Raw genomic sequence first — 13,187 nt, 5'->3', positions numbered from 1 at the left:
ACGATCACGAGGGAAAACGGATGAACATGTCGAACGAATCGTGCGAGCCGATCGCGAATCTGCTCGTGCGTCGCGCCGATGCGCGCTGGTGGCCGGTGGCGCTGTCGGAACAGGTCAGCAGCAAGGTGCCGCTCGGTGTGATGTGCGACGGCGAGCCCGTCGTGCTGTATCGCGATGCGACCGGTGCCGTGCGTGCGCTCGAGGATCGATGCCGGCATCGGCGCGCGCCGCTGTCGCTGGGCCGCATTACCTCCGACGGGCAGTTGCAATGCGGCTATCACGGATGGACTTACGACGGGATCACGGGCATCTGCGTGACGATTCCTAATCTGTCGACCAGCGAACGCGTGCCGTCGCACTATGCGGCGCGTGCCTACAGCGTGCTCGAACGCGACGGGTTCGTGCTGATCCGCGCCCAATCTGCTGGTGATGACGAGCCGATCGGTCTCGCTGCGGTGCCGGCTGCCTGCTCGCAACATTTTTCGGGATCGGTGACGGTGGGCCTGTCCCATGAGCAGTATGTGGCCGCGCTTGTCGATGATCCCGAACTGCTGATGCACATCGCGGGGCTGCGCATCACGAACTACGTGAGTGCCGATCCTGCGCCGCACGGCACATTGGTCAGCATGGAGCGTGGCGTGGTGTGGGCGTCGCGCAAGCGCAATCATCGCTTCGTCACGCAATACCCGTGGTCGCTCAGCGTAGCCGCAATGGCGCGCGGCGCGCTGACGACGATCGAGCTTTACACGAGCGAGGAAGAACTCGCGCTCTGGGCCGCGATCGGCATCACACCTGCCGCGCGTGGCACGACGGCCGTGCTGTGGCGTGGCGGCGTACTGGCGACGGCCGGTGGGCTCGATGCGGTCCGCTTCAGGCTTGGCGCGAAGCTGGGGCGCAGGCCGTTCGAGATGCGCGCGCAGATCGATGCGCACGCGCTTGCAAGACTCGACGTAGCTTCGTCGCGTGATTGGCGGCAGCTGCTGCGCGCGAACGAACCGGCCCGTGACGCACAGGTGAGCGAAATGATGGCAAAGGACATGGGGACGATCGATGGCTAAGCTCGAGCTCGATGAAGCCGCCACCGCGCAGCGGTATCTGGAGCGCGAGTGGATCCCGAACCGGTTCGACCTGCGCGATGCGTGGCTGCCCGTCGCGCACGGGCACGAGGTCGACGAGTCCGTCGCGCGACGGCAGGTCCAATCCGAACCATGCTACCTGTGGCGCGTGAAAGGGCGGTTGCGCGCGTCGAAGCGTCGTCCTGACGGGCCCGTGCGCGCAAACATCCGCGATGACGGTTCGCACGACTATCCGGTGCTCGAACGCTACGGCTACGTGTGGGTGTGGTACGGCGACCCCGAACACGCGAGCGATACGTTGGTGCCCGATGTGCCGTATCTGCCGTACGACGGCGGGCTGCCGCCCTACATGCACGGCACGGTGCGGTTCGACTGCTGCTCGGCCTTGTTGATCGAGAATCTGCTCGATCTCACGCACGCCGATTTCCTGCACGCCGATGTGCTCGGCGACGAGCGTGCCGACGAAGACCGCATCGAGGTGCAGTACACGTCCGAGACCGTCACGATGATCCGCACCTGCAAGAACAAGACGGTCGCGCCGATCATGCGCTGGTTCGGTGGCGTGCGGTCGCGGTTTCAGGATGTGCGCGCCGTCATTCACGTGCACGTGCGCAGCTCGGTCGCGCTCGCGTATGGCCGCTATACGCCCGGCGTCGACCTGAAGCTGTTTCATCCATGCGTGTCCGAGTCGCGCGACCGCTGCCGCCTGAACTTCGCGATCAATTCGACGTCGGCACCCGTGCCACTGCGCTTTCTGATGCCGAAGACGCCATACATCGTCGGCCCGCAGGACAACGTGATGGTCGGCCCGCAAAGCGGCCGCTATGCGGAGGCCGCCGGCCGACGCGATCTGTTCTCGCGCTTCGACGGGGCCGGCGCGCGCTATCGCTTCCTGTTGCAACAGATCGCCAAGCGTCAGGATGCGGGCGACTTCTCGTATGCCGCCGATGCGAACCCGGGGCGCGACGTGCGTGCGCTGCTCGGTATGCCGGCTTAGGACCTGTTATCAGCGTGAACAGGCCCTTGGGTGCCCCAACGCGCCACTGCTCGGAGAGGAAGAGGGAGCAGTCGGCGCCTTCGTTTAACGCAAGTTGATAGGAGGAGCGGAGCGAGGTATGCAAAAAAGACTGCAAGAAAAAATCGCATTGGTGACAGGTATCGGGGGCGGCATCGGCAAGGGCTGTGCGCTGCGCTTCGCGAGTGAAGGTGCAACGGTGATCGGCTGCGACATCGATGCGGCAATGGCCGCGACTACGCGCGACGAAGCCAAGGCACAGGGCCTGACGATCGACGTCGTCGCACCATGCGACCTGACGCGGGAGGCCGACGTCAAGCGTTACGTCGATTATGCGGGCGAACGCTACGGCCGCATCGACGCGCTCGTCAATGCGGCCGCCGCGGCGCCGCATACGGCGTCGCTCGCCGAGATGGACTACGAAAGTCAGTGGTCGCCGACGCTGTCGGGCGAGGTCGACGTCGTGTTCCTGGCTTGCCATCATGCGTGGCCGTATCTGTGCAAGAGCCCGAACGCATCGATCGTCAACTTCGCTTCGGTAGCGGCGTTTCGCGCGTCGACGGTGTTCGGCATGACCGCGCACTGCGCCGCGAAGGGTGCGGTGCTCGCGATGACGCGCCAACTGGCCGTCGAAGGCGCGCCGACGATCCGTGCCAACACGATTTCGCCGGGCCTCATCATGACGCCGGCTACCGAACGCGCGTTTGCCGATGACGACAAGGCGCGCGAGCGCATGTTCGCGCGCATTCCGCTCAAGCGCTTCGGCACGCCCGACGACATTGCGTGGTGTGCGGTGTTTCTCGCGTCGGACGAGTCGAACTGGATCACGGGCGCGAATTTCCCCGTCGACGGTGGGATTTTGATGTGCTGATCGTTTTCGCGTGAGCAGGCATGCATCGGGGTTTTTGCCCCGATGCCCGATGCGCATGAGTGACGCACGGATGGCGCGTTCCTTTCCTCTTTCAGTGCTCCCTTTCCGATTTAATTAGCTGAACATTTCATTTACAAAGCGAGACGTACCCCATTCCGTCTGATGGTTTACCTATGCTTCTCCCAAGGCGTGGCGGCCGGGCCAACGGCCCCACTTCGTTCGCGATTGGCAACGACCTAGGGGGAAAACCATGAATCGATGGATCGGTTGCGCGGTGTTGTGCGGTTTGGCGAACGTGGCATCTGCTCAGAGCAGCGTCCAGCTGTACGGCATCGTCGACGACGCTCTGTCATACATCTCGAACGAAGCGGGCGGGCGAGCCTGGGCGCAATCGGCGGGGGTGGGGCAATCGAATCGATGGGGCCTGCGTGGCGACGAGGATCTCGGCGGCGGCTATCACGCCGTGTTTCGCCTCGAAAACGGGTTCACGATCAACGATGGGCGCTTTTCGCAAGGCGGCCTCGAATTCGGCCGCATGGCGTTCGTCGGCATCTCGAGCGATCGATGGGGCACGCTGACGTTGGGGCGCCAGTACGATTTCACGACGACGAACCTGACCGAATTCTCGGCCGGCACCGTGACGCCATCGGTCTTCGCTTTCCATCTCGGCGACTTGGATCGGCTGGGCGCGGAGCGCATCGACAATTCGGTGCGCTACGTCACGCCCGAATTCGCGGGCCTGCAACTTGGCGGGCTCTATTCGTTCGGCGGCCAAGCGGGCAATTTCGTCGCCAACAGCGCGGCAGGGTTCGGCGCTTCGTATAAAAACGGGCCATTCCATGCCGGCGCGGCCTATGTCGAAATCCACAACTACACGCAGGCCTTCGGCATCGGCACGGCTGTGCTTGGCAAATCGCTCGTGAGCGCGGCGTCGCAAGGTCTGCTGTCGCCGTTTCAGACCTTCGACAAGCTGACGGAATGGGGCCTGGGAGCCGGCTATCAACTCGGGCCGGCGAATTTGCATGGCGTGTTCACTTCGGTCGACCTCAAGCAGGGCGGCGCGAGCTCGACGCTGCGCACGGGCGAGGGTGGCGTGAAATATTCGCTCAATTACGCGTTGTCGCTGGCGGCCAGCTATGCCTACTCGAAGCTCGGCAGCACGCATTGGAGCGAGGTCGTGGCGGGTACCGATTACTTGTTGTCCAAGCGGACCGATATTTATCTGAACGCCGTCTATCTGCGTGCGTCGGGCAATACGCGGGCGCAATTGTTCTTGCTGCCCGCTTCGAGTTCGAATGCCCAAACGATCGTTTCACTAGGGATCCGACACCTGTTTTAGGGTCTTGTGGAGTAGGGGTTTTTCCCTGTGATATTCATTTATTTGATCTGAATTAAATTTTCCTCTGATTAGGAGGATAGCTTACGGGTTAATTTCGATAGGGTTTCCGACTGTTGAAATGAAGCCGTTAAACGTTATTCTTCTGACAAAACACTGCGGCACATAAGCAGAAGAACAAAGCCATTCTCAGAGCCCTACCGGGGCGTTCGGGAGGCCGTGCTTCATTTCCAGCCCATTTCCATGGGGTGCTTTACCAGCAATCGGTAAAGGTTTCGCTAAAAGCACGGTAATTGCTTAATCGACAGACGAATGCGTCGCTGGAGAACGCGGCTGCGTCGTGCTTGCCCGGCACGCATGCGAAGCGCTCCCCAGTGCACGGGAAGTTTCACGGGTGCGCAACGCAGTGTCATACGGCACTGCCAGGGGAAAGCTATGCGCAGGACATTCGAACGTATGCGGCGCTTTTGCCGCAACCAGTACGCAACAGGGTTTGCCGTTGCGGTGCTGGTGCTCGGCGTGGCCGCGGCGTTCGCAGTCTATTCGCTGAGCAAGGGCCTCGTCGACCACGAAGCCAGCCTGCGCTTCGACAACGATTCGCGCAGCGTCGAGCAGCAAATCGCGACGCGCGTGCGCCTCTATTCGGACGTGCTGGTGACGATGCGTGCACTGTTCGCCGAAGACTCGGCGGTCGAACGCGACGAGTTTCGCGAATTCGTCAAAGGGCTCGATCTGCCGAACCGCTATCCGGGCTTTCAGGCCCTCAGCTATGGGGCCTATGTGCGCAATGCCGACCTGCCGGCATTCGTCGCCAAGCAGAATCGAGATCCGATGCTGCGCGCGGCGGGCGTGAGGTTCGTGATTCGCCCGCCCGGCCCGCGGCCCGACTACAACGTCGTGACGTACGTCGAGCCGTTGCAGGAAAACCTCGTTTCTCTCGGCATCGACATGAGCGCGGATCTGCAGCGCCGCCATGCACTCGAAGTGTCGGGCGCATCGGGGCAGGCGATCAGCAGCGGACGGACGCTGTTTGCGAATCGCGGCGCGCAGTACGTCGGGATCGCGATGCGTTTGCCCGTCTACCGGCATGGCATGCCCACCGGGACGACTGAAGAGCGGCAACGCGCGTACGTGGGCTCAGTCGGTGCCGGCATCCGCATCAAGGACATGATGTCGGGTCTGCTCGGCGCCGAGACGTTGCGCGTGATCAAGTTCAGGATCTATGACGCGGGCAACATGCGCACGCCGGCGATTTCACCTTCGCCGTCCACGTTATTGTTCGACAGCATCGAAGGTCCGCCGATCGCGGGCTCCACCGCAGCGAAGACCAGCGGTAGCGCTGTAGTGAATGCGGCGGACGACATCCAACGCCATGCCAGCGTGAAGCCGTTGCAGCGCGTCGCGACGCAGTTGTTCGCAGGGCGCCGCTGGACCATCGTTTTCACGGCCTATCCGGACGACCTGGTCGGCTCGCAAGGCTACTTGCCAGACGTCGCGCTCGGGACCGGGCTCATCATCAGTGCGCTGCTCTCGGGGTTGACCTATGCGCTGTCGAGCTCGCGAGCCAGGGCGGTCAAGCTGGCCGACGCGATCACGTTCGATCTGCGCTCCAGCGAAATGGCGCGTGCCGAAGCGCAGCGCATCGCCCATCTGGGCGACTGGCGCGCGGACCTCAATGCGAACACCACTCACCTGTCGGGCGAGATGGCGCGGCTGATCGGCTGGCGCCGGTCCGTGTCGCCATCGGTGAAGGTCCTCGTGCACACCATCGACGCCGCCGATCGCCACATGTTGATCGAGCACGTGAAGCACACGCTCGAGACGCACGAACCGTTCGAACTCGAATGCCGCTACCGTTCGCGGCGCGGCCGGCGCGGCTGGATGCGCGTGGTCGGCCAGGCGCAGGGCGCGACGGGCTCGCGCGTGCTGCGCGGCACGGCGCTCGAGATCACGAAGCAAAAGTCGGTCGAGCGCGTGCGCGAACTCGAGCATGCCTTCACGCTGCAGCTCGCGACGGCCGCCAACGAATTCGACATTTTCCAGCAGCTAGTCGGGTCGCTGACGAGGGGCATGGACTGGGACGCCGGCGCGTTCTGGCCGACCCAGGAAGGCTTGAAGCAGCTGCTTTGCGCGGCCTATTGCGCTCATGCCGTCGATCTCGAGCCGTGGCTGCTGTCGCGCGTGCGTGGGATGTCGAAACAAGAGGACCTGTCGCCCGAACCGACTTGGCGTGTCGGCCGGCATGTGGCCGGGCTGTCGACCGCACGCTGGCTGGCCGAGGCGCATATCGTCACCACGTTCTCGTTTCCGCTGCGCATCGGTTCGGTGGTGCTCGGCACCGCTGAATTCTATTCGCGCGAGCGGCGTCACCTCGAGCAGCATGCGCTGGCGATGGCCCGCTCGATTACGAGCCAGATGAGCCACTTCCTGCAACGCCGTCAAGCCGAGGACAACCTGCACTTCCTGGCGACGCACGACGCGCTGACCGGGTTGCCGAACCGGCTCATGTTCAAGGAGCACCTCGAAAGCTCGCTGGTGCGCGCCGATGAGGACGGCACCGCGCTCAACGTGTTGTTCATCGATCTGGACCGCTTCAAGGACATCAACGATTCGATGGGCCACAACACCGGCGATCAGTTGTTGCGTGCCGTAGCAGAACGCTTGAGCGACGAAGTGAAGGACGCCGACATGATCGCGCGTCTGGGCGGCGATGAATTCATCGTGCTCGTGAAGCAGCGCAACGAACGTGGCATCAACGTGCTGCATACGATCGACGCCATTCAGGGCGCGCTCGCCCAGCCGTTCGTCGTGAATGGCATGCAGATGCAGGTGAGTGCGAGCATCGGCGTGAGCTCGTTCCCAGGCGACGGCGAAGATGCGCAAACGCTGCTCAAGCATGCCGACATCGCGATGTACGGGGCGAAGCAGCGCGGCAAGAACACGTATCAGATGTATCTGCGGCAGATGAGCATGTCGCTGCAACGGCGTGTCGAGATGGAGGCACAACTGCGGCATGCGATCGAGAACCGCGAGTTCACGCTCTTCTATCAGCCGCGCATCGAGTTGAGCACGAATCATTGCACAGGTGTCGAGGCGCTGATTCGCTGGAACAACCCGCAGCTGGGCTTGGTCATGCCGTCGGACTTCATTCCGCTGGCCGAAGAGACGGGCGCCATCGTGCCGATCGGCGAATGGGTGCTGCGCGAAGCCTGCCGCCAGGCCGCGGAGTGGCGCGCGAATGGGTTGTCGATTCACGTGGCCGTCAATCTGTCGGCACGTCAGTTCGCCGATCCGCACCTGCACGAGAGCATCATCGAAGCGCTCGAGGACGCGCGCCTGCCGGGCGAGCTGCTCGAGCTCGAGCTGACCGAAAGCATGGTCATGCGCCATCCGGAGCAGGCCGCGCGCTGGCTCACGAGCGTGAAGAAGACCGGCGTTCGCCTGTCGATCGACGACTTCGGCACGGGCTACTCGTCGCTCGCCTACCTCAATCGTTTCCCGATCGATCTCGTGAAGATCGATCGCTCGTTCATCCGCAACGTGCCGGACAGCCATAGCGATACGCAGATCACGAGCGCCGTGATCGCGCTGGGACACAGCCTCGGTTTGACCGTCATCGCCGAGGGTGCGGAAACGCAGGCGCAGATCGACTTTTTACGCCGGGAAGGCTGCGACGAAGTGCAAGGGTACTTCTTCAGCCGCCCGATCCCGGCCGACGACGTGTGGGGTTTCCTCGGACGTCCGTTGCAAACCGGCACCGGCAGTGCGCCGATGCCGACTACGAAAAGCGTGCGGGGCACAGGCTCTGACCGCTCATACCATAGCTGAAAGGGAGAGACCACCATGAAAAACCAAACGCGTGATGTTGCCGGCATGTGGAACGCCATCGACGAACTCGACTTCGAGCGCATCCAGGACAAGCTGTTGCATCGGCATCACGGTGCGATGACGCGCGAAGCGGTCGCGCATGCGGAAGCCGGTTACCGTCAGTTCCTGAAGCTCGCCGCCAAGCATCCGGAAACGCCCGTGGTGCCTAGCGAGGAGGTGGATGAGTTCTGGCATATGCACATCCTCGACACGCAGCGCTATGGTGCCGATTGCGAACGCATCTTCGGTCACATGCTGCATCACGATCCGTATGTCGGCATCGACGGTCCCGAGGACGAAGCTCGTCTTCATGCGCTGGCTGCAGTCAGCAATGCGTTGGCTGCGAGTGAATTCGGCGAGGCCGATGCGTTGGGCAAGGCGTATTGCGTGCGGCCGTTGGTGCAGGAAGCGTCGGCTGCCTATTGTGTACGTCCGCTGACGGAGGAAGCTTCGGCCGCGTATTGCGTGCGGCCACTGGTCAAGGAAGCCTCTGCCGCCTACTGTGTCGTGAGTACTGCCCCGAGCGACCCCGCCTACTGCGTGGTGAGTGCTGCGCCGAGCAAGGCCGCTTACTGCGTGACGAGCGCTGCCCCGAGCAAGGCTGCTTACTGCGTGACGAGCGCTGCCCCGAGCAAGGCTGCTTACTGCGTGACGAGTGCTGCCCCGAGCAAGGCTGCGTACTGCGTGACGAGCGCTGCGCCGAGCAAGGCTGCTTACTGCGTGACGAGCGCTGCGCCGAGCAAGGCCGCTTACTGCGTGACGAGCGCCGCGCCGAGCAAGGCCGCTTACTGCGTGACGAGCGCTGCGCCGAGCAAGGCCGCTTACTGCGTAACGAGCGCCGCGCCGAGCAAGGCCGCGTACTGCGTAACGAGCACCGCGCCGAGCAACCCCGCCTACTGTGTTGTGAGCACCGCTCCGAGCCACCCTGCCTACTGCGTCGTGAGTACCGCTCCGGCTGACTCCGCCGCATCCACCGCTCGCGTCCTGCACGCCTGACCTGGCTAGCCCTCACTGGGCACGCGGGGCATCGATTACGCGTCGATGCCCCGCGTTCGTCGATCAAACCAACCTTCAGATGAAGCGCCACGGCGCAGTGCGGCCGTGTATGCGACGACGTCGCACTCCGTTGATACAGGTCAACGTGTCCATGCCCAACCGCGCGAAGATGCGATCAGCGGCAAGGGCCATGAGGCATACCGCCAATCGAATAACCGATGTGGGCGCACGGGGGCGGGAGATGGCAAATGGGAATCGGCATGCAGATCGTGTACTTCGGGTTTGCCGGGGCTGCGCCGATAGAGGCCGAAGCTGCGGTACAACTGCTGCGCCTCGAGCGCTTCGCTACCAGTATTAGCGGCTGCCATCTGGCGATCGAAGCGATGGACGATGCACGGGGGCGTCGCTACGACGCACGACTCGATCTCATCACGCGCAACAACGATCTGGTGCCGATGCCGCACTTCACGAACGCGGACCCGGAAGCGGCCGTGCGCGCCGCCTTCGATTGCGCCGAGCGCGCACTCACGAACAGCCGCGGCGATGCCGCGCAATTACTGCATTAGGGTCAGGCTGGGCCTTCGCGCGTAATTTTCTTCTCGTGTGCAAGCTGCGCGATGGTGTCCATCGCTAGATCGAATTCCGTCGTCTTGTCGAAGAAGTAGTCGGCGCCTGCGCTGAAGCTCGCATTGCGGAAGTGCGGCGTCGAATAATTCGTGAGCACGATCGTGACGATCGGATCGGTGCGGTTCTTCAGCGCCTCGAGGAGGTGGATGCCATGGCTGTCGGTCAGGCGCAAATCGAGCACGATCGCTTCGGGATCGCTTTCCTCGATGCCGCTCAGGGCCGTCTCGACGTCTTCCGCTTCGCCGACGATGCACGCGTTGCCCGACGGCGGTTCGATGCGCGCGGCCAGTCGTTCGCGTACGAGGAGCGAGTCTTCGACGACGAAGACTCTCAGTGGTGGGCAGGTGGTCGGATCCATGAATAGAGTATCGACTTTGATCGGCCGAAAGAAAAGTGGCGCCGTAGGAAGATACGGTAGGCATTCGGGAAGTGCCGTGTAGGGCGTTTCCTACGCGTTTTCGCATCGACCCGCTACACGGCCGGCGCGCGTCCTCGACGTAGACGCGCAGCGCTCAGATCCCTTCGTTGTCGTCGAACAGCTTGTGCTGAATCGCATAACGTACCAGCGCCGCTTCATGCGGCATCTGCATTTTTTCGAGGATGCGCGTTTTGTAGGTGCTCACCGTCTTGGCACTCACGCAAAGTTCGTGCGCGATTTCGGTGATCGTCTGGCCGGCCGCGATGCGCCGGAAGACGTCGAATTCGCGATCCGACAGCCGCTGATGGGGCAGCATGTCAGTCGGCTCGTTCAGGCTTTGCGCCAGCCGCTCGGCCATCGACAGGCTCACATAGACGCCGCCCGCCGATACCTTGGTGACGGCCGTGACCAGTTCGGTGCTCGCGCTTTCCTTGGTCAGATAGCCCGACGCACCGGCCTTGAACGCACGTACCGCATATTGCTGTTCGGCATGCATCGTCAGCACGAGAATGCGCAGCGATGGTTTCTCGTCCTTGATCTGCTTGACGAGCTCGACGCCGTTGCGGCCCGGCATCGACAGATCGAGCACCAGCACGTCGGCCGGCGTTGCCCGCACGAGGGCGATCGTCGTCGGCCCGTCGTAAGCTTCTCCGACGACTTCGAAGCCGCTGGTACCTTGGAGAATGTGGCGCAGACCATCGCGTACGAGCGTATGGTCGTCGGCCAGGAGGACTTTGGTCATGGCAGGGCCTCTTCCTGTTGTATGGCGGCCAGCGGGAATACGACGGTGATCGCGAACCCGTGCTTGACCGCGGTCTCGATGGACACCGAGCCGCCCAGGATATGCGCCCGTTCCCGAATCCCGAGCAAGCCGAACGACTTCTCCCCGTGTGCGTCGAGCGCGCCGGGCTCGGCCGCCCCGCGACCGTTGTCGGCGATCGACAGCTTGCACTGCGCTCCTTCTACGACAAGTGTCAGCGTAACGCGTGTCGCGTCGGCGTGCCGAGCGACGTTGGTCAGCGCTTCCTGGGCGATGCGAAAGAGGGCAGTGGCGGCGTTGCGCGAGAACATCACGTCGCCAGGCTCGATGCGGCGCTCGACCTCGATGCCGTAGCGTGTCCTGAAATCGTTGACGAGCCAGTCGATCGCCGGGAGCAGCCCCAGATCGTCGAGCATGACGGGCCGCAGGTCGGCCGCGATGCGCCGCGCGGAAGCCACCGTCGTGTCGATGATGCGACGCATGCCGCGCAGTTGCGCGAGGACGTCCGGCGATGCCGATTCGTTCGCGCCGAGCGAGAGCTCGATCGACGATAGATCGATCTTCAGCGCCGTAAGCTGCTGCCCGAGGTCGTCATGCAGTTCGCGTGCAATGCGCGTCTTCTCCTCTTCACGCACGTTTTGCAGATTGGCCGACAGCTTGCGCAGCGCCTCGCGCGATTTCTTGAGATCGTCGTCGGCTTTCATGCGCTCGGTCACGTCGCGCAGCATCACCGTGTAGAACTTGCGTGTGCCGTCGCCGTCGGGTGTCTGCGAGATCGATGCCTCCACCGGGAACTCCTCGCCGTCGGCGCGTAGCCCGGCCAGCACCCGCTGGCCCCCCATTTTCCGCTCCGAGACGCCGGTCGCACCGAATTGCTCGACGTGCTTGCTGTGCGCTTGCCGGTAGCGTTCGGGGATGAAGCGATCGAGCGGCTGGCCGATCGCGTCCATCGCCGAACAGCGGAAGATGCGCTCGGCCATCGGATTGAAGATGACGATGCGTTGAGCGTCGTCGATCGTGATGATGGCTTCCGACGACGAACGGATGATCGTCATCATGCGTGCTTCGTTCAGCGTGGAGAGCGAACGCGCGAGCCCCGCTTCGGTAAGGGGCGTGCCACGCCGACGTGCGAATGCAAACGCGGCGCCGCTCGCGATCAGGGCAGCCACGCACCCGGCGGCCAGCGTCGCGCTGCTGCCGAAGTCGGCAGCAGCCGTGAGCGACGGGTCGCTCGTCGCATAGGTCAGCGAGAAGGTCTCGCCGCCGAAGCGCAGCGTCTCGGTGCGATGGAAACGCGACTGCTCGGTTCCTTCGTTGCTCGTGCCACCGGGCGGATACAGCACGACGGACGGCGTACCGCCTGTCACGTGCAGCTCCATGCGCGGCGCACGCGCGGCCACGCTGGCGAATAGGTAATCGGTGTCGAGCCGCGCGAATACGAAGCCGGCCAGAGCGGCGCGCCGGGCGGGGGGCAACGCCGGAGGCGGCGTATTGCGGTAGACGGGCAGATAGAGGTCGACGCGCGCGCGGGTTGCGCTTTCACCGGCGTCGGCTTCGTGGGACTCCTGCCGGACGGCGGTCGCGATCTGCGCCGTGTCGGCCGCACGCAGCAACGCCGCGCGTGTCTCGGCACGTACGCCGAGATCCTGTCCATCAAGCGTTTCGCTGTGCTGCGGCCAGGTCAGCATGATGTGCGCGAGCGGTACGGCCGCGCCGGTGCCAGTGCCGGCGTTGGCGCCGCTACTCGCGGGCACGTCGGCGAGGTTGGCCGTCAGCGCGGCATAGCCGAGCGAACGCACGGAGGGCGGCGTATCGTCGAGCGCCTGGCGCGCAATGTAGCGATCCCACGCATCGGCCGAGGACAGGTCGCCCGGCGCGGTCGGCTGCGCCGCCACGAACCCGCCCGCACCGCGCAGAATCTGCGTGCACAGCACGAGTTCGCGTCGAATCTCGGCGCTGGTACGCACGGTGCGCACTTCGAACGTCGATTCGGCCTCATCGAGCAGGTGCGCGCGCACGAGCAGTGATGCCGCTGCCGTGGCAACGAGTACGACCGCCGCTGTCGCTGCCGCGGCAAGCGCGGGGCCTCGAAGAAACGTCGCTCCGGCCCGCGCACGGGCGGACAGGGCGGCAGGGGGAGACGAATTACCGGAAGCGGTCATGCGTATCCTGCCGTCGTGGAGGTTTTCCGTCGCCCCTTACCTTGCGTGAGGCAACCGGA

Annotated in this window: 10 protein-coding genes; 7 read left to right on the top strand and 3 right to left on the bottom strand. The window is 63.9% G+C overall.

Annotated features, from left to right (window positions below; all coding sequences use genetic code 11):
• Positions 1-20: 20 nt before the first annotated feature.
• The 7 genes from D7S89_RS18555 to D7S89_RS18525 all read left to right on the top strand — a co-directional run bounded on the left by D7S89_RS18555 (position 21) and on the right by D7S89_RS18525 (position 9,727).
• On the top strand, positions 21-1,058 hold the full coding sequence (locus D7S89_RS18555) for a Rieske 2Fe-2S domain-containing protein (protein ID WP_245983049.1): 1,038 nt from the start codon (positions 21-23) through the stop codon (positions 1,056-1,058).
• Entirely contained in the window at positions 1,051-2,073 is a 1,023-nt protein-coding gene (locus D7S89_RS18550) for an aromatic ring-hydroxylating oxygenase subunit alpha (protein WP_121279684.1), read from the top strand. The genes D7S89_RS18555 and D7S89_RS18550 overlap by 8 nt, the downstream gene beginning before the upstream one ends.
• A gap of 118 nt (positions 2,074-2,191) precedes the next feature.
• Entirely contained in the window at positions 2,192-2,962 is a 771-nt protein-coding gene (locus D7S89_RS18545; RefSeq protein WP_121279682.1) for an SDR family NAD(P)-dependent oxidoreductase, read from the top strand.
• A gap of 250 nt (positions 2,963-3,212) precedes the next feature.
• The gene (locus tag D7S89_RS18540) at positions 3,213-4,301 is read left to right on the top strand and encodes a porin (protein ID WP_121279681.1); all 1,089 of its coding nucleotides are present in this window, start codon (positions 3,213-3,215) and stop codon (positions 4,299-4,301) included.
• Positions 4,302-4,733: 432 nt separating this feature from the next.
• The gene (locus tag D7S89_RS18535) at positions 4,734-8,126 is read left to right on the top strand and encodes a bifunctional diguanylate cyclase/phosphodiesterase (protein WP_245983048.1); all 3,393 of its coding nucleotides are present in this window, start codon (positions 4,734-4,736) and stop codon (positions 8,124-8,126) included.
• A 15-nt stretch (positions 8,127-8,141) separates the two neighbouring features.
• Positions 8,142-9,161, top strand: a complete 1,020-nt coding sequence (locus D7S89_RS27520) for a glycine-rich domain-containing protein (protein ID WP_183085264.1) — start codon at positions 8,142-8,144, stop codon at positions 9,159-9,161.
• Positions 9,162-9,421: 260 nt separating this feature from the next.
• On the top strand, positions 9,422-9,727 hold the full coding sequence (locus tag D7S89_RS18525) for a hypothetical protein (RefSeq protein WP_183085271.1): 306 nt from the start codon (positions 9,422-9,424) through the stop codon (positions 9,725-9,727).
• Between the two features lie 2 nt (positions 9,728-9,729).
• Here D7S89_RS18525 and D7S89_RS18520 read toward each other — a convergent pair whose 3' ends face one another.
• The 3 genes from D7S89_RS18520 to D7S89_RS18510 form a co-directional block, all read right to left on the bottom strand.
• Positions 9,730-10,146 (bottom strand): response regulator, encoded by a 417-nt coding sequence (locus D7S89_RS18520; RefSeq protein WP_121279677.1) that lies wholly within the window; start codon positions 10,144-10,146, stop codon positions 9,730-9,732.
• Positions 10,147-10,300: 154 nt separating this feature from the next.
• Positions 10,301-10,948, bottom strand: coding sequence for a response regulator (locus tag D7S89_RS18515; protein WP_121279675.1), 648 nt, complete (start codon positions 10,946-10,948; stop codon positions 10,301-10,303).
• On the bottom strand, positions 10,945-13,128 hold the full coding sequence (locus tag D7S89_RS18510) for a PAS domain S-box protein (protein WP_121279673.1): 2,184 nt from the start codon (positions 13,126-13,128) through the stop codon (positions 10,945-10,947). The genes D7S89_RS18515 and D7S89_RS18510 overlap by 4 nt, the downstream gene beginning before the upstream one ends.
• Positions 13,129-13,187 lie beyond the last annotated feature (59 nt).

It is taken from the genome of Trinickia fusca, assembly GCF_003628145.1.
Taxonomy (GTDB): Bacteria; Pseudomonadota; Gammaproteobacteria; order Burkholderiales; family Burkholderiaceae; genus Trinickia; species Trinickia fusca.
The sequence above is the reverse complement of the archived record's forward strand: the minus strand, read 5'-3'. Positions and strand labels throughout refer to the sequence as shown.

Bases quoted from the DNA above. Each gene is read 5' to 3' on its own strand.
- D7S89_RS18555 (WP_245983049.1), top strand. From the start codon at position 21: ATGAACATGTCGAACGAATCGTGCGAGCCGATCGCGAATCTGCTCGTG.
- D7S89_RS18550 (WP_121279684.1), top strand. From the start codon at position 1,051: ATGGCTAAGCTCGAGCTCGATGAAGCCGCCACCGCGCAGCGGTATCTG.
- D7S89_RS18545 (WP_121279682.1), top strand. From the start codon at position 2,192: ATGCAAAAAAGACTGCAAGAAAAAATCGCATTGGTGACAGGTATCGGG.
- D7S89_RS18540 (WP_121279681.1), top strand. From the start codon at position 3,213: ATGAATCGATGGATCGGTTGCGCGGTGTTGTGCGGTTTGGCGAACGTG.
- D7S89_RS18535 (WP_245983048.1), top strand. From the start codon at position 4,734: ATGCGCAGGACATTCGAACGTATGCGGCGCTTTTGCCGCAACCAGTAC.
- D7S89_RS27520 (WP_183085264.1), top strand. From the start codon at position 8,142: ATGAAAAACCAAACGCGTGATGTTGCCGGCATGTGGAACGCCATCGAC.
- D7S89_RS18525 (WP_183085271.1), top strand. From the start codon at position 9,422: ATGCAGATCGTGTACTTCGGGTTTGCCGGGGCTGCGCCGATAGAGGCC.
- D7S89_RS18520 (WP_121279677.1), bottom strand. From the start codon at position 10,146: ATGGATCCGACCACCTGCCCACCACTGAGAGTCTTCGTCGTCGAAGAC.
- D7S89_RS18515 (WP_121279675.1), bottom strand. From the start codon at position 10,948: ATGACCAAAGTCCTCCTGGCCGACGACCATACGCTCGTACGCGATGGT.
- D7S89_RS18510 (WP_121279673.1), bottom strand. From the start codon at position 13,128: ATGACCGCTTCCGGTAATTCGTCTCCCCCTGCCGCCCTGTCCGCCCGT.